At 36.0% G+C, this 20,701-nt stretch carries 20 protein-coding genes and 1 riboswitch; of the genes, 2 read left to right on the top strand and 18 right to left on the bottom strand.

Annotation, left to right across the window (positions count from 1 at the left end; all coding sequences use genetic code 11):
• The 9 genes from pilM to ald form a co-directional block, all read right to left on the bottom strand.
• On the bottom strand, positions 1-978 hold the full coding sequence (gene pilM, locus ACPYKA_RS00720; protein WP_479540502.1) for a type IV pilus biogenesis protein PilM: 978 nt from the start codon (positions 976-978) through the stop codon (positions 1-3).
• A gap of 90 nt (positions 979-1,068) precedes the next feature.
• Complete coding sequence (locus tag ACPYKA_RS00715; protein ID WP_479540501.1) at positions 1,069-1,515, bottom strand: prepilin-type N-terminal cleavage/methylation domain-containing protein; 447 nt, start codon at positions 1,513-1,515, stop codon at positions 1,069-1,071.
• Between the two features lie 95 nt (positions 1,516-1,610).
• Positions 1,611-2,825: a type II secretion system F family protein gene (locus tag ACPYKA_RS00710; protein ID WP_479540500.1), complete on the bottom strand. Its 1,215-nt coding sequence runs from the start codon at positions 2,823-2,825 to the stop codon at positions 1,611-1,613.
• Positions 2,825-3,865 carry a type IV pilus twitching motility protein PilT gene (locus tag ACPYKA_RS00705; RefSeq protein WP_479540499.1) on the bottom strand — a complete coding sequence of 347 codons (1,041 nt, stop codon included), beginning with the start codon at positions 3,863-3,865 and terminating at the stop codon, positions 2,825-2,827. The genes ACPYKA_RS00710 and ACPYKA_RS00705 overlap by 1 nt, the downstream gene beginning before the upstream one ends.
• A 12-nt stretch (positions 3,866-3,877) precedes the next feature.
• On the bottom strand, positions 3,878-5,533 hold the full coding sequence (gspE, locus tag ACPYKA_RS00700) for a type II secretion system ATPase GspE (protein WP_479540498.1): 1,656 nt from the start codon (positions 5,531-5,533) through the stop codon (positions 3,878-3,880).
• Positions 5,530-7,035, bottom strand: coding sequence for a G5 domain-containing protein (locus ACPYKA_RS00695; protein ID WP_479540497.1), 1,506 nt, complete (start codon positions 7,033-7,035; stop codon positions 5,530-5,532). Before ACPYKA_RS00695 ends, gspE begins: the two co-directional genes overlap by 4 nt.
• A 115-nt stretch (positions 7,036-7,150) precedes the next feature.
• Positions 7,151-7,235: riboswitch (cyclic di-GMP riboswitch) on the bottom strand.
• Between the two features lie 108 nt (positions 7,236-7,343).
• On the bottom strand, positions 7,344-8,096 hold the full coding sequence (locus ACPYKA_RS00690; protein WP_479540496.1) for a prepilin peptidase: 753 nt from the start codon (positions 8,094-8,096) through the stop codon (positions 7,344-7,346).
• A 179-nt stretch (positions 8,097-8,275) separates the two neighbouring features.
• The gene (locus ACPYKA_RS00685) at positions 8,276-8,956 is read right to left on the bottom strand and encodes a metal-dependent hydrolase (protein ID WP_479540495.1); all 681 of its coding nucleotides are present in this window, start codon (positions 8,954-8,956) and stop codon (positions 8,276-8,278) included.
• Positions 8,957-9,678: 722 nt separating this feature from the next.
• The gene (gene ald, locus ACPYKA_RS00680; RefSeq protein ID WP_479540494.1) at positions 9,679-10,794 is read right to left on the bottom strand and encodes an alanine dehydrogenase; all 1,116 of its coding nucleotides are present in this window, start codon (positions 10,792-10,794) and stop codon (positions 9,679-9,681) included.
• A gap of 247 nt (positions 10,795-11,041) precedes the next feature.
• Here ald and ACPYKA_RS00675 point away from each other — a divergent pair, with 247 nt between their 5' ends.
• Positions 11,042-11,476 (top strand): universal stress protein, encoded by a 435-nt coding sequence (locus tag ACPYKA_RS00675; protein ID WP_479540493.1) that lies wholly within the window; start codon positions 11,042-11,044, stop codon positions 11,474-11,476.
• A 36-nt stretch (positions 11,477-11,512) separates the two neighbouring features.
• Here the strand turns inward: ACPYKA_RS00675 and ACPYKA_RS00670 are convergent, their stop codons facing one another.
• Both ACPYKA_RS00670 and ACPYKA_RS00665 read right to left on the bottom strand, forming a co-directional pair.
• Positions 11,513-12,028, bottom strand: coding sequence for a MogA/MoaB family molybdenum cofactor biosynthesis protein (locus ACPYKA_RS00670; protein WP_479540492.1), 516 nt, complete (start codon positions 12,026-12,028; stop codon positions 11,513-11,515).
• 61 nt (positions 12,029-12,089) lie between these two features.
• A complete protein-coding gene (locus tag ACPYKA_RS00665) occupies positions 12,090-12,650 on the bottom strand; it encodes a DoxX family protein (protein ID WP_479540491.1) in 561 nt (186 codons plus the stop codon).
• A 276-nt stretch (positions 12,651-12,926) separates the two neighbouring features.
• Here ACPYKA_RS00665 and ACPYKA_RS00660 point away from each other — a divergent pair, with 276 nt between their 5' ends.
• Positions 12,927-13,172, top strand: coding sequence for a hypothetical protein (locus ACPYKA_RS00660; RefSeq protein ID WP_479540490.1), 246 nt, complete (start codon positions 12,927-12,929; stop codon positions 13,170-13,172).
• Between the two features lie 210 nt (positions 13,173-13,382).
• Here ACPYKA_RS00660 and ACPYKA_RS00655 read toward each other — a convergent pair whose 3' ends face one another.
• From ACPYKA_RS00655 to thiI, 7 genes are all read right to left on the bottom strand, one after another.
• Complete coding sequence (locus tag ACPYKA_RS00655; RefSeq protein ID WP_479540489.1) at positions 13,383-14,588, bottom strand: acetate kinase; 1,206 nt, start codon at positions 14,586-14,588, stop codon at positions 13,383-13,385.
• Positions 14,589-15,095: 507 nt separating this feature from the next.
• On the bottom strand, positions 15,096-16,085 hold the full coding sequence (locus ACPYKA_RS00650) for a class I SAM-dependent methyltransferase (protein ID WP_479540488.1): 990 nt from the start codon (positions 16,083-16,085) through the stop codon (positions 15,096-15,098).
• Between the two features lie 285 nt (positions 16,086-16,370).
• Positions 16,371-16,871, bottom strand: coding sequence for a thiol peroxidase (tpx, locus tag ACPYKA_RS00645; protein ID WP_479540487.1), 501 nt, complete (start codon positions 16,869-16,871; stop codon positions 16,371-16,373).
• Between the two features lie 83 nt (positions 16,872-16,954).
• Complete coding sequence (bioB, locus tag ACPYKA_RS00640) at positions 16,955-17,962, bottom strand: biotin synthase BioB (RefSeq protein WP_479540486.1); 1,008 nt, start codon at positions 17,960-17,962, stop codon at positions 16,955-16,957.
• Positions 17,963-18,017: 55 nt separating this feature from the next.
• Positions 18,018-18,611 carry a biotin transporter BioY gene (locus ACPYKA_RS00635; RefSeq protein WP_479540485.1) on the bottom strand — a complete coding sequence of 198 codons (594 nt, stop codon included), beginning with the start codon at positions 18,609-18,611 and terminating at the stop codon, positions 18,018-18,020.
• Between the two features lie 561 nt (positions 18,612-19,172).
• Positions 19,173-19,382, bottom strand: coding sequence for an alpha/beta-type small acid-soluble spore protein (locus ACPYKA_RS00630; RefSeq protein ID WP_336261403.1), 210 nt, complete (start codon positions 19,380-19,382; stop codon positions 19,173-19,175).
• Between the two features lie 113 nt (positions 19,383-19,495).
• A complete protein-coding gene (gene thiI, locus ACPYKA_RS00625) occupies positions 19,496-20,698 on the bottom strand; it encodes a tRNA uracil 4-sulfurtransferase ThiI (protein ID WP_479540484.1) in 1,203 nt (400 codons plus the stop codon).
• Positions 20,699-20,701 lie beyond the last annotated feature (3 nt).

Genomic DNA, 20,701 nt, shown 5'->3' with positions numbered 1-20,701 from the left:
TTACTTCCCTCCCTTTAAAGCAAGTCCTAATGCAGGGATAAAATCAATACTTATTTGCCGATTGGTTACATGTTCAGTTGTTAACATTGTTATAGGCAAATCATATCTATGTTTAATTCTTGCTACTATATCGGTAAGTTCAGGAATATCTCCTAGTACAATCATATCGGTTACAGCTTTTTCCCCTTGATGAAGTGAGAAACGATAGAAGTTCAATAATCGATCGATTTCATTTAAATGATCTTCCATTTCACCTTGCAAACGAGTTTCATCCCCTGTAAAATTCCATTGAATCGGTTGTTCCTCATTCGGCTGCCAATCATTTACGGAAACATTTAACGGTTGATAACGGAGAAATTCGATTTTATGTTGATGAAATATACTAATATTTGATGATGTCAGATTTAACTCCAAGATTAAATAAACTTTATCAAGTTGAAGTTGTTTTTGTTGATGTAAAAAATAACGGTAGACACCTAATGCTTGTACATCGACTGCTATTGGTTTTAGTTTTACGTCATCGAAAATTTGTGAGTATTTAATAATTTCTTCTTCTGGGGCTGCAAGAACAGTCACCTTATTCACATCTTTATCGTAGGGGACTTCATACAAATCGAAAACAGGGTTTTTAAATGGGAAATGGATCGTATTTCCGATTTCCATCGTTATATATTGTTTTATTTCATTGTTATTTACGTTTTCAGGAATGTCGATTTCCCGCATAATGATAAGTGCGTGGGGAACATAAAAACGGGCATGACAATTTTTTATTCCCCATTCTTGAACGAGTTCTTTCATAAATTCATAAAATTTCATTTCATCGACAATTTTCCCGTTTTGAATCGTATTTGTAGGAAGCGGTTTTTCTGCGGTATTTTTAATAGAGGCAAAATCTTTTCCGTTATTTCCAACCATGCGAATTACATAGTCTTCAACTACAATATTTGCAACACATTTTGATTTCCCGAATGAAAACATATCTGCTCACTCATTTCTAGAAAAATATTATTTATGTTTGATAGGAAAGCAGCCCTCGATGTAGGAAACACCGAGGGAACTTCATAATCTTTACTTACAAACTTCTCTACCATCTTCAATTAATTTTTGTTCTGATACGTCGGGTAGATTACATTTAGATGCATTTAATGTAACTGAATATTCTCCATCAGAATTCTTAGTAACAATACCGTTAGTACCTAGATCATTAGCACCAATACCGCTATATTCTTTCTTAGACCATGGATCAATAATTTTATCAAGTAAACCTTCAGCCTTAAGTTGACCTGCACCTACACCATTTGTCTCAATCGCTTTTCCATTCGCTTCATACAATTTCGCCGAAGCAATTAATTGCTGTGCGTTCGCAATATGCGCATCTTTCTTCGAGTTATCAATTACATTACCTATAAGTACAAATGCGATTACAGCAATAATCGCTAAAATAACAACAACAGCTAGCAACTCAACAAGTGTTAACCCACGTTCATTTTTAAATCTTTTCATTAGTTTCTTCATGTTGGTCTCCTCCTAAAATGTTTATAATAGATTAATAGATAATTCCACTACACTAAATCTGTCTCCTTACCACCTCCTTAAAAGTAGCTTCAGCTTTATTGAATTTCCGTAAAGACTGAAAACATTGGAATCATAATCGACAAGACGATAAAACCGACGACAAAAGCAAGTAAAACGATCATAATTGGCTCGATTAGAGACTTTAACGTATCGACCGTTCGATCGACATCTTCTTCGTAAAAGTCCGCAATTTTTTCTAACATATAATCGAGCGTTCCTGTCTGCTCACCGATCGCTGTCATTTGGTGAACGAGCGGTGGAAAAACCCAATGGGCGGCGAGTGGTTCCGATAATGTACCTCCCGACTCTAAGCTTCCGCGAGCTTCCAAAACGACTCTACTTATGACAGGATTGTTGACTACTTTCGCTACAATGCCCAATGCGTCTAAAATCGGTACTGCACTCGAAAATAAAGATGATAGTGTTCGGGTCATCCGTGCGATAGCTGCTTTTTGGAGCAACTTACCGAATATTGGCATTTTTAAAATAGTACTATTAACTATATATTTAAATTGTTTACTTGTTTTATAGCTGAATATAAATATTCCAATTAATAACAAAACTATAATGAAGCCAATCCACCAAAATTTTTGCATTATTTCACTAATATTTAAAACAAACTTCGTAATCGCTGGTAATTCACCACCAAAGGAATCGTAAATCCCTTCAAACTGTGGAATGATTACTACGAGTAAAAATATTACTACGCCTACGATTAAAACAGATAGTATCGACGGATATGCTAATGTGGATTGAATTTTCTTTTTTAAAGAATGTTGTTTTTCAAAGTAAGTCGCTAACCTGTCCAATGTGTCATCTAAATTCCCGGTCATTTCTCCTGCTTGAATCATGTTGGCAAATAAGGTTGGAAATTCTTTCGGATGTTTTTCTACCGCGTCGGAAAAAGCAATTCCTCCTTTAATATCATGCTCTACTTCTGCAAGTACCTTTTTTAACCCTTTACTCTCCGTTTGATTTGCTAAAATATTTGTAGCTTCAACGATCGTAACTCCTGCACGAATTAATGTTGCAAACTGACGGCAATAAATAACGAAATGTTCATTTTTGACCGTCGTTCCACCAATTGCTAAGTCTTTATTAAATATAGTCGGCTTTGTTTCCGTTAGTTCACGAGGACTTACTCCTTGATCGCGTAATTTTTGAATAGCGTCATTTCTGGATATTCCTTCGATCGTCCCCCTCTTTAATGAACCTTTTCTCGTCCGTCCGACATATTTATACAACAACATTAAAACTCACCTGCATTTAATAAATATGGCGCTGCTTGGTCAATCGTAATTTTACCTTCGTTAATTAGTTCATTAATCGACATTTCCAACGTATGCATACCAAGTGCTTTACTCGTTTGGATCACATTGTTGATTTGATCAACCTTTTCATTACGAATTAAGTTCGAAACAGATGGATACCCGAGTAAAATCTCTGTTGCTGCAATTCGACCTGGACGATCTCGCCGAGCAAATAACCTTTGTGAAATAATTGCTCTTAAAACAGATGCCAATTGGATACGTATTTGCCCTTGTTGATGCGGTGGAAATACATCAATGATTCGATTTATTGTCTGTGCTGCACTGTTTGTATGTAATGTAGCAAGAACAAGATGCCCTGTTTCGGCTGCAGTTATTGCGGTAGAAATTGTCTCTAAATCACGCATTTCCCCTACTAATATAATGTCAGGATCTTGTCTTAAAGCAGCTCTCAATCCATTGGAAAATTTTTTCGTATCAACTCCTACTTCTCTTTGCTGGATAATAGATTCTCCATGTGCGTGGATATACTCGATCGGATCTTCCAGTGTGATAATATGTTTTTTCATATGTCGATTTACATAATCTATCATCGCTGCAAGAGTCGTTGTTTTTCCAGAACCGGTTGGTCCAGTAACTAGTATCAATCCATGGGGTTTTAATGCTAATGTATTTAAAGTTTCAGGCATATGTAACTTTTCAATTGTCGGAATTTCGGTTGGAATAACTCGAGCGGCGATACTGACCGCACCTTTTTGTTTAAATATATTAATCCGAAACCGGGCGACATTTTCAATATGGTAAGCAAAGTCGAATTCACCAGTCTCTAGAAATGTTGTCCAATTTTGACCTAGAACCTTTTTTGCCATTTGCTCTGCATGTGCTGAAGTAAGTGGTACATCCCCATATCGAGTTAACTCACCGTGGATACGATAAATTGGAGCTGAACCAACTGAAATATGTAAATCTGATGCTTCATCTGTGAAAGCTTTCGTTAGTAAAAAATCAATATCGAGTTCCAAATCGTTTCCTCCTTAATCTATTGTTGCGACACGGAGCACTTCTTCTGTCGTCGTTAAACCTTGCTGTACTTTTGTTAATCCATCGTCCAGTAAAAATAAAATTCCTTCATTTTTTACATACTCTCGAATCTTACTGGCACTTGCCGAAGTCATAATCAAGCTCCGAATCTCATCATTAATCGGCAAAACTTCATGAATTGCAATTCGTCCTCTATACCCCGTATTGTTACAGTTCCCACAACCACGACCACGCTGAACCATGTCAATTTGCATATTTGCATGTTTAAATATTTCTTTTTCTCGTTCCGTTGGTTCGATAGTTTCCACACAATCACGGCAAACTCTGCGCACTAAACGTTGTGCGACAACCCCTGTTAATGAGGATGAAATTAAAAACGGTTCAACCCCCATATCAATTAATCTCGTTAATGCTGCAACGGCACTATTTGTATGCAATGTACTCAGAACGAGGTGCCCGGTAAGAGATGCTCGTATGGCAATTTGTGCTGTTTCATAGTCTCTAATTTCTCCAACCATCACGATGTCAGGATCTTGTCTTAAAATCGATCGTAAACCCGTTGCAAAAGTCATCCCAACAGCTTCATTCACTTGAACTTGGTTAATACCGGCAAGCTGATATTCGACTGGATCTTCAATTGTAATAATATTCACGGACTCTTCATTTAATTGATTCAAGGCCGCATAAAGTGTTGATGATTTTCCTGAACCGGTTGGACCTGTAATTAGTACAATCCCATTCGGTTTTGTAATCATTTTTTTAAATGCCGCTTCGTTGTCTTCGGTGAAGCCAATTTTATCGAGTTGGTCAAGAGCATTACTTAAATCAAGGATCCGCATAACTATTTTCTCACCATAAATTGATGGTAAAGTTGAAACTCGAATATCGATTGGCTTAAAATTAACCGTTAATTTTATCCGTCCATCTTGAGGAATCCGACTTTCTGTAATATTTAAATTTGCCATAATTTTAAGGCGTGCAACAATAACGTTCTGCATATGTTTTGGTAAAGTTCGTTCTGTTATGAGCACACCATCAACCCGGTAGCGAATTTTTAATTCTACTTCTTGCGGGTCAAAATGAATATCACTTGCGCGCTCTGTTACTGCATTTGAAATAATTTGATTGACAAGACGAACTACTGGTGAATCATCATCGGTAATTCCCGCTTCTTCTACGGTTTCTTGTGGCAAAAAGTCACCTATTGCTGCATCGAGTGATTCCTGGAAGTCATAAAATTTTGCAATGGTTCGCTGCAATGCATCTTTCGTAGCGATTGCCGGGACAATTTGGTATCCAGTCGCCATCCGCAATTCCTCGATTGCAAAGTAATCCATCGGGTCAGCCATTGCTACAAACAATTGGTTATCTTCGGTACGAATTGGCATGACTTGATGTCGTTTGGCAAGTTCTTGTGGAATAAGTTGTACCGTTTCTTGCTCAATCGGATATTGAAAAATATTTATATGAGGAACACCGAGTTGAAATTCAAGTACCTCTATTAATTGCTGCTCCGTAATATACCCTTCCCTTAGAAGAGCATCTCCTAGCTTTTCGTTTGGCATTTTTTCCGCTAAAGCGGTGGAAAGTTGAGCGTCCGTAATAAGACCGGAATCTACTAGTAAATCTCCGAGTCTTTTTCTGTTCATTTTGCGGTCTCCTTTCCTTCTTCAACGGCAATATCATTGTCTAATAGATGTTCAAACAGTTGTTCGTATTTTTCTTTTAAGTCTTTAAATCTTTTATCTAACTTTTCCTGTCGACCATCCATATCTTCTTCCATCGTTAACTCAAATACTTTAATTTTTTCTTCCATTTCGATTATTTTTTCTTGTAATTCCTCTTGTCGCTGCAAAATTTCTTCTAGTTGATCAATAGGAACGATGTTAATGGAAGCATCGGATGTTGTGGACTCACCATCATCAACTAATTCTTCATCCAAGTCATTCATATCTTGTTCAAGCTCATCTATTTTGTCTTCAATGCTTTCGGGATCAACCTGTTCTTCTTCTGTAACCGCTTCATCGGTTGATACAAGCACGACTTTCGGAACAGGTAAATAAACGTCTTGGCTAATTCGTTCGGAGTCTATGAATGTATTATTATCAGAGTAACTTGAACGGTGAACTTCTATCATTACTCCATTTTGTCCTTTTTGAATGGTCTCTTGTTCCCCAGCTTTTAATTTTTTACTATAACGATATATTGTACGTTGTTTTATCTCTTTTACCTTTTTTGTTTCATATTGATATGTAGTCTCTGATGGAAATCCTTTCAATTCCGCATTGATATGGTCGTTCTTTTTGGAGATTTCAATTTTATAAGAGATATTATTGGGATTCATCACGATAAAATCTTTTGTTTCTTTATCATTTACTACTACATCAAGTCCTGATTCCGCATAAGGGGGTACAGTTAACCCGGCGTGACGCTCTATTATGTCAAAATTCGTTTGCAAGAAAAGCGAATATAAGGCAGTTGCTAAAAAACTCGCTTCTTTTGTCGAATTTGTTATTCCTTCTGGAAAGGTGACCGTTTGTAAAAATGAAAAAGTTTCTTCAGAACTAATAATAAAACCATTTAATTCATCAATCGCATAAGTTAACATGGCATTTGACAACGTAGGAATTTGCATTTCCACACTTGCTATCGTTTCTAGCGGTATTTCTTCTCCTTCAATATATGTAAGATTGACTGGTGAACTATCTAATTGACTTGCCATTTCTTCTACGCTCGTTAATGTTCTGTCCAAGTCGATATAGTCTAATTTTTGCAATGCTTGAATTGCTTCATTCTCTTCGTCTATCTGAACGGATAACGGAATATGGACATTTTTTTGCCCCATAAAAAAATTCGAAAAAGTCCGTTTCGTTCTTTCCTTTAACTCATTAATTGTTGCATTTATATCAAATTGAAATGCAGAGCGAGGAATCATTATTTGTTCAAAATCACTTTCCAAAATAATGTCTGCACCTTCTTGCCATAAAGTAACCTCACTTTCTAATAATTCGCTTATTTCATTTTCTGTTTTGTCCGCAATAGAAATATTTGCAATCATAGAATCATTTGGCATTTTAGAAGCTGCCGCAACATTTATCGGTAAGAATAAAACGATGCTTATCATAACAGCTAAGAAATAATTTTTCTTCATTTTTTTAGCCCCTTTTCCACGATTAAAAATATCCATTTATACACAGTTAGGCGATATATCCTTTTAACTTGTTTAATAAACACAAAAAACGGCCTTTACAAATACATCACGTATTTTAAGTAAAGGCCGGTTGCACAACTAGCTCCATACGATTTAAGTGCCCAATTTAACAATCGTACTTCAACGCTTCCTTTTAATGATTATTAATTCATATTTACTTTTCACTTAGAATAGTTATTTAGAACTAATAAAATAGTAACAATAACCCATAAATATGTCAATACTGGAATATAACTATGACTAAATGTTCATAGTAATGACAAATAAAATGTTATAATTTGTTCACCGCAAAAATAACTGACTAATGCACCAACTACAATATAAGGGCCAAATGGTATTGGTTGCTTCTTTTTCACTTTATCTACGACCATTAATATTCCACCAATAATTGCTCCTAGGAAAGCTGCGATAAAAAAAGCAAGTAACACTTTTTTCCAACCAAGCACAATCCCAATTACACCGAATAGCTTCATATCACCGGCTCCCATACCACCCTGACTGACGATAATAATGAGTGCAATTAAGCCAAAGCCTACTATCGCTCCAATAATAGCATCATACCAAGGTGTTAAAGGTGCAAGAATTCTCAACATAATGAAAAAAGGTAGAAAAAATAATAAAATTTTATTTGGAATTAACATATAAGTAATGTCAGAAACAAAAATGATCATCAGCATACTAATAAATAATAATGCTATTATAAGTTCAAGTTGAAATCCAATTTGCGCATAACTAAATGCAAATAACAGACCTGTTAACATTTCAATTATCGGATAAATAGGCGAAATTTTCGCTGAACAATTCCTACATTTTCCACGTTGTATGATAAAAGAAAATATGGGAATAAGCTCGTACCATTTTAATTGCCGCTTACATACAGGACAAAAAGAACGATCATGATAAAAAGGTATCTTTTTAGGTAAACGAAGACCTACTACATTAAAAAATGATCCAAATATAATGCCAAACAAAAAAAGCATAATAACCCAAAACATATCCATTTTTTAAGCTCCTTAAACGAGAAAATATCTATTAATTTTAATTATAGTAGATTTTAGGGAAAACTAGTTAATTTCAGGTAGTTTATGGTAGGGAAAATGTTGGTGAGAAAAAATGAAGAGTTGTTATAAGGCTTATAAAAGAGCATTGCTACGTGAGAACAATGCTCTTTTATTTAAAATTATAATTCTAACGATTCGCCAACTTTTAGTGCAACCCCTCTTCCGGGTTTTACTTTTTCGGCGAATGCCTGCCCATCTTGTTTAATTACAGGGAAAGTATTGTAATGAACAGGTACAACGATATCAGCTTTAATCCATTCTGAAGCAATTAAAGCATCTTCTGGCCCCATTGTAAAATTATTTCCAATTGGAACGAAGGCTAAATCAATATTATTCATTTCACCGATAAGTTTTAAATCGGAGAAGAGTGCAGTATCACCTAGGTGGTAAATGGTTTTATCATCAATAGTAAGTAAAAATCCACCAGGCATACCAGTATAAATGAATGTCCCATCTTCTTCTTCATATGATGAGCTATGGAATGCTTGCGTGTATTTTACTCGTCCAAATTCAAAGTCATATGCTCCACCGATGTTCATGCCGTGCGCGTTATATCCTTTTTGCCCCAGATAAACCGCCAATTCATTCAAAGCAACAATAAACGCGCCGGTGCGGTCAGCAATTTTCATTGTATCTCCGACATGATCTCCATGTCCATGGGTTAAAATAATAACATCTGCTTCTACTGTATCTGGGTCGAGATCACTCAGTTCATTTCCGGTAATAAAAGGGTCAATTAAAATTTTGTGAGAATCTGTTTCTACACGAACACAAGAATGTCCATGGTACGTTACCTTCATCCATATCTCTCCTCGCATAATTTTATTGCATTCTATTCTATCACAGAAATAATAAATTCTAAATCTTTCCAGAGAAAAAATACGATTCTATTTAAGATAAATCATTATTCTTTAGACATTTTATCTATTTAGAGAATGCCGCGTAGCTCTTCTCTTTCTTATCCACTGAGAACAAAGGCGCGGAAGAACGACGCGCGGCTCTTCTCCATCATTTCCTCCGAGATCAAAGGCGCGAGAGGACGCTGCGCAGTTCTTCTCTCCCGTTTCCACCGAGATCAAAGGCGCGGGAGAACGACGCGGGGCTCTTCTCCATCATTTCCTCCGAGAACAAAGGCGCGAGAGGACGCTGCGCAGTTCTTCTCTCCCGTTTCCACCGAGATCAAAGACGCGGGAGAACGACGCGGGGCTCTTCTCCCTCGTTTCCACCGAGAACAAAGGCGCGGGAGAACGCTGCGCGGTTCTTCTCTTCCGTTTCCACCGAGATCAAAGGCGCGGGAGGACGCTGCGCGGCTCTTCTCCTTCATTTCCACTGAGATCAAAGGCGCGGGAGAACGCTGCGCGGTTCTTCTCTCCCGTTTCCACCGAGATCGAAGGTGCGGGAGAACGACGCACGTTTCTTCTCCTTCATTTCCACCGAGATCGAAGGCGCGAGAGAATGACGCGAACAGATACAGAAAAGTTTTCGTTTCAAAACGTACAGAGTGCCACCAAAAATGTCATTATTATTTAATCATTTTCAATGTTTCTACATAATCATAACCAAGTGCCTCCGCAACCCCTTGATTCGTCACTTTCCCCTCAATAATATTTACTCCTTTTAAAAGAGCTTCGTTTTCCTTAATTGCCTTTTCAAAACCTTTGGTCGCAATTTGTAATGCGTATGGTACTGTAGCATTTGTTAGACCTGTCGTTGACGTTTGTGGGACAGCTCCCGGCATATTAGGAACAGTATAGTGCACGACTCCATGTTTTACAAAAGTAGGTTCATCATGTGTTGTTGTCCGGTCACTTGTTGCAAAGTTTCCACCTTGGTCTATCGCCACGTCAACGATTACTGATCCTGCTTCCATAGATTGAACCATTTCTTCAGTCACGAGTACCGGTGCTTTTGCTCCAGGAATAAGCACAGAACCGATAGCTAAGTCTGTATTAGCAATCGCATTTGCAATATCTAATTGAGTTGACATTAATGCATTTACAGAGTTACCAAAGTAGTCATTCAATTCTTTTAATCTTACTGGATTCAAATCAAAAATCGTTACATTCGCACCAAGTCCAACTGCCATTTTTGCGGCATTCGTTCCAACTACACCGCCACCGATAATCGTCACGTTTCCGCGTTTTACACCAGAAATCCCCGCAAGTAAAATTCCTTTACCGCCCTTGGTCTTTTCCAAATACTGTGCACCGATTTGTGTAGCCATATATCCTGCTACTTCACTCATTGGTGTAAGTAATGGTAATGATCGATCTGGTAATTGAACTGTTTCATAAGCAATCCCGATAACTTTTTTATCTAGCATTACCTGAGTTAATTCTGGATGTGACGCTAAATGTAAGTATGTAAAAATAATTTGCCCTTCATGTAAAAAATCATATTCTTCTTCCAAAGGTTCTTTTACTTTCATAATCATCTCTTGATCCCAAGCTTCTTTCGCCGTTTCTACAATTGTTGCACCTGCTTCGACATACTCAGCATCTGTAAAATTTGCTCCTTCTCCTGCACCTGCTTGAACATAAACTTCGTGACCAGCATGTGTTAAAGTGAGAATTCCAGCTGGACTAAGAGCAACTCTATTTTCATTATTCAATATTTCCTTCGGGATTCCAATTTTCATCTGACCTACACCTCTTAAGAAATTTTTAAAAAATTTAAACCATTTACATTTTATCAAATATACCTTTAAAATGCATTATATTATTTATGTATTATTTCCCTTTTTAAAAAGACGAAAAATCATTAATTTTTAAATTTGTATGAACTTTGTTGTAATATGACTACTAATCTATTAAATTCTTTTCCAATTTCTCACAGAATGAGTTATAATTAAAGTGTAGGGACGAACTTTAAAGGAGGACAAAAAAATGAGTAATAACTATGAAAAAATTGTTATCGCAGTTGATGGATCAAAAGCTTCTGAAAAAGCGTTTAAAAAATCTGTTGAGATCGCAAAAGCGGATAATGCAACTCTAATCCTAGCTCATATTGTCGACACACGTACTTTTGCTACAGCCGAAGCGTATGATAAGTCATTATCAGAACGAGCTGAAAAATACGCAAAAGATTTAATGAACGAGTACGTTGAAAATGCGAAAGAAGCAGGAGTAGAGAATGTAGAATTGGTTATTAAGTATGGCTCTCCGAAAGTAGCAATTGCTAAAGAAATTGCACCTGAAAAAGACGCTGACCTCATCATTGTTGGTGCAACTGGGTTAAATGCTGTAGAGCGTTTCCTAATTGGTAGCGTTTCAGAAAGTGTTGCTAGATATGCAAAATGTGATGTACTTATTGTTAGGTAAAAAATTATACCGCCCGAAACTGGGCGGTATTTTAATCTATTTAATATCCTTATGTAATTCATGAATAATATGTAAAATTTCAGGTAAAATTAACTTATTCATTGCAAGTTTCACCGCACCAGAAGAGCCGGGCATTGCAAAAACAACTTTTCGATTCTTTACTCCCGCAATTGCACGAGACATCATTGCTGCAGAACCAATGTCTTCTGTATAGCTTAGCATCCTAAATATTTCTCCAAATCCAGGGATCTCTTTTTCAATATTTTTTTCTACCACCTCAATGGTAACATCACGCACTGAAATACCGGTCCCCCCTGTTAGGAGTATCGCTTCTACCTGTTCATTCTTTATCCCTTGCTGAATTATTCGTTCAATCTCATCCATTTCATCCGGAACAATTACGTGATTTACACATTTATGCTCATTTTGCTCCAGTAACTCTCTTATTAACTTCCCGCTTTTATCCGTCTCAACCGTTCTTGTATCACTAACGGTTGCAATGAAGCAACGAACAGACCGCTTCTTAACATGATGCACATTTATCAACTCCATTTCTTATCTATACGATAGCCAATTTAATACCAATAAGCAAATGGAGAAATGAATCATTATTCTAAGCTTTATCTTTAAGCGACCATGGCGTTCCTAAGCGTGGCAATACCCAGCGATCAAGTCCGTACCAACCTGCTACCTTCCAGGCCATGATGAGTAACATCGCAATCATAAACATGACGGGATTCGTACTTACTGTCCCAGCAAGAAGAAATGACATATTCATAAGTGCACCAAAAAAAGCAGAAATTCCTGTTAAAATTCCTACGATTAAACCAAGTCCTACTAATACTTCTCCCCAAGCGACCATGTAGGAAAAAGGTACTGCATTTGGAATAACGACAGTTTCTAGAAACCAAGCATACCAGCCAGCGACATCACCAGCTTCCACTTTGCCAAGCGCGCCTTCCAAAAAACCTTTAATAGCCATGCCGGCGTTGGATCCTGTCCAATCGTCCGAAGTAACTTTGTTAATACCTGCCGTTAACCAAGAGTACCCAAGATATAGCCGTAAAATCAACCAAATCCAAGCCGAAGAGGTATTCGTAAATAACCACCTTGAAACTGGATTTTCATCAACTACTACATCCTTCCCTAAACCTACATTTTTTAATTTCACCATAAAAACATCCTCCAATTTTTGAGTAGACTGTTTATTGTGTAAGCATTAATTTTATTTTTTTATAATATTCCTGCCTATACAACAATCGTATATTACCATAATTAGTTCTTTATGACTAGTTATTTTATATTACTTAAGTCTATTGTGGAATTAGGGATGTTTTCAAGCTTTCGGATTCTCCAAGAAACGATTAGCTCAAAATTTATTGTGAAAGAATAGCAATAAATAATCGGGTAATGCTAAAACATAAATACGGGTTATAAAGGAGCGAGTATATTGGCAAAAAAAGATAATAAATCTCACCATGACCGAGGAGTAAAACATCATTATAACCGTGGTGAAAATGAAAATAGTTTTGTGCAGCGACAAGATCCACGTCTAAATCAGCAAGAAATTGCCTATCAAAATTTAGCACAGAACAATCAAGAAGATGCTGTTTTTAGACAAATGCAACAGGATTTAGTGAAAACTTCTGATGAAATCTTTGACGAGTTAGAAGACAGAATTCAAGATAATGAATGAGAGAAACCTTAAATCCCCGATTTTATGAAGTTTGTCAATTTAACAAGTTAGGATAAAATGACGCCGGCAACACATGTGGATGTAACAGTCTGTGAAATATTTTTGAACTGTCTGCGTAAAAAACTTTAATAATGAATTAAAAATAGCAACGAAGCTGTTTATTCGTTGCTATTTTTAGTATTTCCCATTTTTTGCTCTTTTTTGATCTTTTCAGACAGTAACCTTTATTTTCTCCTCCGCATATTTAACTGTATCTCTAGCAATCATTACCTCTTCATTTGTCGGAATGACTAATACTTTTACTGGTGAATGTGGATAGTTAATTAAACCTCTTCTACCGCATTCGTCATTTAATGCAGGATCCCAATAAACTCCCATAAATTCTAATCCAGTTAAAATTTTACTTCGGATAAGTTTACTATTTTCTCCAACACCTGCTGTAAATACAATTGCATCTACACCCGCCATTCTTGCAGCATATGAGCCAATATACTGGTGGATGCGAGCAGCAAATATTTCGAGTGCTAACTCAGCACGTTTATTGGTAGCTGCCGCTTCTTGAATGTCTCGCAAATCATTTGAAATACCAGATAGAGCTAATAAACCACTCTTTTTATTTAACACATCAACAACTTCGGCAGCATTCAATCCAGTTTTTTCAATTAAATATGGGATTATTGCTGGATCAATATCACCAGATCTTGTTCCCATTGTCACCCCAGCAAGTGGAGTGAATCCCATGGACGTATCAATCGATTTACCATTTTCAACAGCAGTAATACTTGCTCCATTTCCTAAATGACATGTAATTATTCTAAGTTGTTTATATGGACGTTCTAAGATTTCTGCTGCTTTTTCTGAAACATATTTATGTGACGTACCATGAAAACCATATTTTCTAATACCATATTTCTCGTAATATTCATAAGGCAAACTATATAAGTAGGATTTTTCCGGCATCGTTTGGTGGAACGCTGTATCAAAAACCGCTACCATAGGCACTTTTGGTAAAGATTCTTTAAAAGCACGAATTCCTGTTAAGTTTGGTGGGTTATGCAAAGGAGCTAATTCTGATACCGCTTCAATTTTAGAAATCACGTCATCATCAATTAACACTGATTCACTAAAATATTCACCACCGTGGACTACTCGATGACCAATGGCATCGATCTCATCGTAAGATTCAATAACCTTTAACTCAATCAGTTGGTTGAGCAATAACTTAACTGCCTCTTCATGATCCTCCATATCTTTCGTAATAGTATTTGTTTTTTTACCTGTTTCTAAATTGAATGTAGAACCGTTAGTTCCAATTCTATCAATTAATCCTTTCGCTAGGACTTCCTCTTCTGGCATATCAAACAATTGAAATTTTAAAGATGAACTTCCAGCATTAATCGCTAATATTTTCCCCAACTCAATATCCTCCTCTTTATCAACCCTGATTAGATTGGAAAAACTTTGCTTATCGCTAAACTTTTATTGACGAAAACTTTAGTCACACGCACAGCTAATGCCTGCAACAAACTCTATTCATTACCACGAACGTAAACGTTGTCTTTTTATGCTACGCTTTTGATTACCGAATAGTAAATGTTTTATACTTACCCATCCGCTTAGAAAACTTGGCTTATCGGCAAGCCTTGGTTGCACTTACGACACACAGGACGTGCTAGTACTGGCGTTGCGGCAAGACGTCGCGCTTTTAGCCAGTGAGCAGTAGGAAAGTTTTATACTTACCTATCTGCCAACAAAGATAAGTTTCACAAACCCAATCCGATAAATGATTTTTATATTTTAAATAGTCTGAATTCATCTAATTTATGTTGACTTCCTTTTCCAATCTATATAAATGATTTTTTGCCTCATTTTTCTCTCTTGAGGCAAAAAATCAATATTTTCAAGTTTGATCATCGATTAAATTTAACTGTTAAGTTCAGATTTATTAAACCAATTGTTTATTTTCACTAACATATCTTCCATTGCTATTGTATCTTTAAATGATGGTAGCATGGCCAAAAGTGGTTGTTTAATCTCTTTAGTTGATTGTCCTTTCTTCTGAAGGATAAAGATACTCTTTTTATTCTCTTTAGACGTAAATGCTGATTCTGGTAACGATAAAAGTCCAACTATATGTGCATTTTTTTGTAAAAATATGTGCAATTGTTCAGCTTGATCACTTTCGAATAAAAATTCTGGAATAATAAATATTAAAAAGCCACCTTCTTTTGTATATGTTAAGCTTTGTTCAATAAATAGATGGTGTGCATATGAGTGACCTTTTTCTGCTTTCAACTCAAAATTACTCGCATGAATATCATCTGGATAATAACCGACCGGAAGATCTGCAACAACTAGATCAACTGGATCTAATAGTAATGGTCGCAAACTATCTTGATGAAAGTATTCTACCCTTTTCTTCTGTAAATTTGCACTTAAAAGTGAGATTTTAAGCAAGGTAGAGTCAATTTCACTGGCAAATGCCTTTACGGGTTGTGTTAAATGACTCATTACAATCAACAGTAAATTTGCTGTACCGCTAGCCGGATCAAATATGCGAACTTCATTTAAATTTTGCGTTAATTTTTCCGCCAAGTAACCGATGAATAATGCAATTGCTTCTGGAGTCATTGTATGATGATGTTGTGTCGCTTTTTTCATCCCCTTTAAGACAGCCAACTGGATTGCCTTTCTAATATTTTCGGTTGAATAATCGGTAAGATTAATTCGCACAAGTGCCTCTTGAATTTTTTCATTTAATCCTTCCAAATTTTCTTCATGGATATCTCCGTAAAACAGCGCTTCCAAAGCTATAGCCAAACTATCTAAAAAAGGTTCATTTGCACTGCTTTGTATCGTTAAGGTTGTTTCTTCTAGCCATTCGTATAATTCTACTACTTTTGAATCATTCATGTTCCGCCTCCTCCAATTCCCGAGTCCGGCTTTATTCTAATAAATCACATATTATTGTACCAAATTTCGCGAAAAATGACATGAATTAACGTACAAATGTTTAAGTTGTTATTTTTAGTGCCTTACTTGTATATTTTGCTTGGTTTACCGTGTTTCGTTAAAATTATTATCAATATCAAATTATTCGTTTTACTTATACTAATTTAATCGTGAACGAATTAAACAAGGATTTATTCTGCCCAAAAAAAGCGGACACAACATTTATTGTGTCCGCTTCTTAAACCTTCACTCTGCTTGTCTAGCTGCTTCTAATGCCTTCTCATAGTCAGGGTGATTCGAAACTTCCGGAACATACTCTACATATGTCACCTTATCATTACTATCTACGACAAAAATGGATCTTGCTAGAAGACGCAATTCTTTTATTAAAACACCATATTTTTCGCCAAAATCGGCATCACGATGATCTGATAAAATTTCGATATTTTGAACTCCCTCAGCACTACACCAACGGGTTTGCGCAAAAGGTAGATCCATACTTATTGTCAGTAACTGAACATTATCTAACTTATCCGCTTCTTGATTGAATCGTTTCGTTTGTTCAGCACAAACACCTGTATCAAGTGAAGGAACAACACTGATTAATTTTACCTTTCCCTTGTAATCATCTAGAGACTTTTCCTCCAAACTATTTGATAAAACGGTAAAGTTTGGTGCGTCATCTCCAACTTTAATTTCTGTACCTAATAATGTAACGGGACTATCTTTAAATGTAACTTCTATCACTATAGATCAACCTTTCCATTATTATTTACTCTTATTATGAATAAGTGATAGAGGAATGTCCATTATTTTGTGCATTATTAACATCAATTCAACATTTTTTCTCTGTCTTCTACATTATCAAAGTCAATTTCAAACCCTAGATCTTTTAACATTTGATAGTCACTGTTCCTTTCTTGTCCGTCAGTCGTTAAATAATCACCGATAAAAATTGAATTTGCAGCAAATAATCCTAATGGCTGTAAAGAGCGTAAGTTCACTTCTCTACCTCCTGAGATACGGATTTCTTTAGTAGGGTTCATAAAGCGAAATAGAGCTAGTACTTTTAAACAATATAATGGATTAAGTTCATCTGTCCCCTCAAGTGCTGTTCCATCAATTGCATGTAGGAAGTTTACAGGAATAGAATCAGCATCTAGTTCTTTTAGCGCTCTTCCCATTTCATAAACGTCTTCTAACGTTTCTTTCATTCCAACAATAACGCCAGAACAAGGTGAAATTCCTACGTTTTTTACTTTACCAACTGTATTTACCCTGTCGTCATATGTATGGCTTGTCGTAATATTCGAATGGTGCTCTTTTGAAGTGTTTAAGTTATGATTATAACGATCTACCCCTGCAGCCTTTAATTTTTCTGCTTGCCCATCTCTTAAAATCCCTAAACAAGCACATACACGCATATCCGTATACTCTTTCTTAATCTCTTTTACTGCGCTCGTTACAACATCAAGTTCACGATTAGTAGGGCCTCTTCCACTTGCAACAATACAATATGTTCCTGATTTCAAATCATGTGCACGTTTTGCCCCTGCAATGATTTGTTCTTTTGTCATCATCGTGTATTTTTCAATTTGGGCTGTTGAATCAATTGATTGGGCACAGTAACCGCAATTTTCAGGACAATGACCTGTTTTTGTACTGATGATCATATTCAATTTTACTTTCTTACCAAAATAGTATTTCCTAATTTTAAACGCAGCATCCATTACATTTAAGATTTCGTCGTCTGAAGATTGTAGGATAGCTAAAGCTTCTTCCTTATTAATCTCATATCCATTGAGAACTTTGTCGGCTAATTCTTTCCACTTATACATGAAACTCCTCCTAATTGTTTAATTATGTAAATCATTACTTCTAAAACATAATGAATTATGCACTCTGTTCCGAGATCGGATTACGAATTGTAATCCCATATTTCTCTAAACGATATGCAAACATACCTGCGACTATCGCAAGTAAGATATCTTTCGGCAATGGTACAATCATCCATAACCAGGCAATTTTATAGGAAAATTCTGCTGGAGCTTCAAACCATACTTGATAAGCTACATACATCCAATTCGTCCCGAAAACATAGTTGATTGCCATTGCAACTAATGCAGCTACTATATAAGAAGGGAAACTAGAATTAATTTCTCTTATTTTACCAGCTACGTAAGCAACAAGAATAAATGATAATATGAAACCGAATGTTGGTGAAAGAATCATTCCTACTCCACCTTTAAATTGAGCAAAAACGGGTGCTCCTACAAGACCTAACATCATATAAACAAACATGGAAAAAGCACCTAATCTGCTTCCTAAAACTAATCCGGCCAATACAGCAAAAAATGTTTGCAATGTAATTGGCACCCCTCCAACTACAAGAAAAGGAGCAATCGAAGTCATGTTAGCACCAATAGCGGTAAGTGCGACAAACATTGCTCCAAAAATTAACTTGAATATTTTACTTTGTTCTCTCATGTAAAACACCCCCTCTATGTCATCTTTATGTTCACCTTTCTATTTTGTGGTTTACATATATTGTAGATTACCATAAAATTCTTTCCTGTCAACATTTTTTTAAGGGATAAGAACCCATTTTAAATAAAGGTTAAATAATAATACAGTGTGACAAACTAAGGAAGGAGAGGGGATTCATAGATAAGTCAAGAGATGCGATAAAATTTACTGGATGGGATAAATATTATAATTAATGAAACAATTAAAACGAAATACCCGTACTTTATGATTCAATTTATGTTTTCTGCTGAGAAGTAAATAATCAAGCGGATTGCAAACGGAATATTAGAACTTTAAAAGGTGACAATTTAAATAAACCAAATAGAATTGCAACAACCGGTGAGTGTCATGAAATGCAGTCCCTGGGATTATTATGGAGATCATCCTAACTTTCCGGAAAAATTCGTTGCAGCTATTGCACACGTTCGTTTTTGGGATCGAGAAGTTTAACATACATTTAAAAGAGAGTCATTCCTAATTTAATATAGGAATGACTCTCTAGATTTTCAGTATTTATACTAGTTATTGTTGCGTTCCACCCATTTGTTGTTGCGCCATATGAACTAGACGCTTCGTAATTTCTCCTCCAACGGAACCGTTAGCTCGAGAAGTAGTATCTGCACCAAGTTGTACGCCAAATTCCTGTGCAATCTCAGTTTTCATTTGGTTTAACGCTTGTTCTGCACCTGGAACTAGCAATTGGTTTGAGTTATTTCTGCTGCTATTTGGCATGTTCTTCACCTCCTTGGTACCATTTATGATGCACACCAAAGAGGTCTATCATACATTATTTTATTTGGTAGTTGTTGTTAATTTAAGTACTTTTTACTAAAGTGGTGTATCTTCTATAATAGATCGTCAAAAGATTCTTCTAAAATTGCAGCACTATCAATCGTAATCTCCTCAATATTATTTACTGCTTCATCAATTAATGGTGTGAAATCTATATTCTTTTCTAAGTAATTAACTTTTTCCCTAGTTGGGTTAGTCACCGGAGATTTAGGCACAAACACGGTGCAACAATCTTCATAAGGTCGAACGGATATATCGTATGTTCCAATCTTTTTAGAATAAGCAATAATTTCTTCTTTATCTAAGCCAACTAATGGACGAATAACTGGTAAATTCGTCACTTCATTTATTACATTCATACTTGCTAATGTTTGACTAGCAACTTGACCTAGGCTTTCTCCTGTTGCCAGCGCTAAAATGTTATGTTTTTGACAGAACTTTTCACTCACTTTAAGCATAACTCGACGCATTACTGTCATCGCATACCGGTCTGGAATTGCTTTAAAAATTTCTTGTTGTAATTTAGTGAATGGAACGACGTGAACTTTTATTGTTCCACCAAATTCCGTAAGAACTTTTGTTAAATCTAATACTTTTTGCTTTGCTCGTTCACTAGTAAAAGGTGGGGAATGAAAGTGGATCATCTCTAATTCAACCCCACGTTTCATAATTAAATAACCCGCTACCGGACTATCGATTCCACCTGATAGAAGGAGAAGCGTTTTTCCACCAGTTCCTACAGGAAGTCCGCCAGCCCCTCGAATAACTGTCGAAGTAATGTACGTTGCTTTTTCCCTAATTTCCACTTTAATTTCTACATCTGGTTCATGAACATTTACAGAAAAATCCGATGTGTTTTTTAATAAATGAGCACCCAAAACTTGGTTCATTTCTTGAGACTTTATTGGAAAACCTTTGTTAGCACGTCTAACAGACACTTTAAACGTACTTGCATTTTCACTTTGTTTGAGTGCAGCAAGTGCACCTTCCTTGATTGCTTCTACTTCATTTTTAACTTTGATAGCTAAACTTAAACTATAAATTCCGAAAATTGTTCTACATTTTTCAATGATTGGCTCCGGATCTTGTCCATTCAAAACGACAAACATTCTACCCTGGGATCTTGTAACACGAACTTCTGGGAAATCTTTTAATACTTCTTGAATATTGTTTTGTAATTGTACAATAAATTGTTTAATATTCTTTCCTTTTAATCCAAGTTCACCATAGCGAATTAATATATGATCGTATTGCATCTT

It is taken from the genome of Pseudogracilibacillus amylolyticus (SeqCode) (genome assembly GCF_051918545.1).
Classification (GTDB): domain Bacteria; phylum Bacillota; class Bacilli; order Bacillales; family Amphibacillaceae; genus Pseudogracilibacillus.
The sequence above is the reverse complement of the archived record's forward strand: the minus strand, read 5'-3'. Positions and strand labels throughout refer to the sequence as shown.

Bases quoted from the DNA above. Each gene is read 5' to 3' on its own strand.
- pilM (WP_479540502.1), bottom strand. From the start codon at position 978: ATGTTTTCATTCGGGAAATCAAAATGTGTTGCAAATATTGTAGTTGAA.
- ACPYKA_RS00715 (WP_479540501.1), bottom strand. From the start codon at position 1,515: ATGAAGAAACTAATGAAAAGATTTAAAAATGAACGTGGGTTAACACTT.
- ACPYKA_RS00710 (WP_479540500.1), bottom strand. From the start codon at position 2,825: ATGTTGTTGTATAAATATGTCGGACGGACGAGAAAAGGTTCATTAAAG.
- gspE (WP_479540498.1), bottom strand. From the start codon at position 5,533: ATGAACAGAAAAAGACTCGGAGATTTACTAGTAGATTCCGGTCTTATT.
- ACPYKA_RS00695 (WP_479540497.1), bottom strand. From the start codon at position 7,035: ATGAAGAAAAATTATTTCTTAGCTGTTATGATAAGCATCGTTTTATTC.
- ACPYKA_RS00690 (WP_479540496.1), bottom strand. From the start codon at position 8,096: ATGGATATGTTTTGGGTTATTATGCTTTTTTTGTTTGGCATTATATTT.
- ACPYKA_RS00685 (WP_479540495.1), bottom strand. From the start codon at position 8,956: ATGAAGGTAACGTACCATGGACATTCTTGTGTTCGTGTAGAAACAGAT.
- ald (WP_479540494.1), bottom strand. From the start codon at position 10,794: ATGAAAATTGGAATCCCGAAGGAAATATTGAATAATGAAAATAGAGTT.
- ACPYKA_RS00675 (WP_479540493.1), top strand. From the start codon at position 11,042: ATGAGTAATAACTATGAAAAAATTGTTATCGCAGTTGATGGATCAAAA.
- ACPYKA_RS00670 (WP_479540492.1), bottom strand. From the start codon at position 12,028: ATGGAGTTGATAAATGTGCATCATGTTAAGAAGCGGTCTGTTCGTTGC.
- ACPYKA_RS00665 (WP_479540491.1), bottom strand. From the start codon at position 12,650: ATGGTGAAATTAAAAAATGTAGGTTTAGGGAAGGATGTAGTAGTTGAT.
- ACPYKA_RS00650 (WP_479540488.1), bottom strand. From the start codon at position 16,085: ATGAATGATTCAAAAGTAGTAGAATTATACGAATGGCTAGAAGAAACA.
- bioB (WP_479540486.1), bottom strand. From the start codon at position 17,962: ATGTATAAGTGGAAAGAATTAGCCGACAAAGTTCTCAATGGATATGAG.
- ACPYKA_RS00635 (WP_479540485.1), bottom strand. From the start codon at position 18,611: ATGAGAGAACAAAGTAAAATATTCAAGTTAATTTTTGGAGCAATGTTT.
- ACPYKA_RS00630 (WP_336261403.1), bottom strand. From the start codon at position 19,382: ATGCCAAATAGCAGCAGAAATAACTCAAACCAATTGCTAGTTCCAGGT.
- thiI (WP_479540484.1), bottom strand. From the start codon at position 20,698: ATGCAATACGATCATATATTAATTCGCTATGGTGAACTTGGATTAAAA.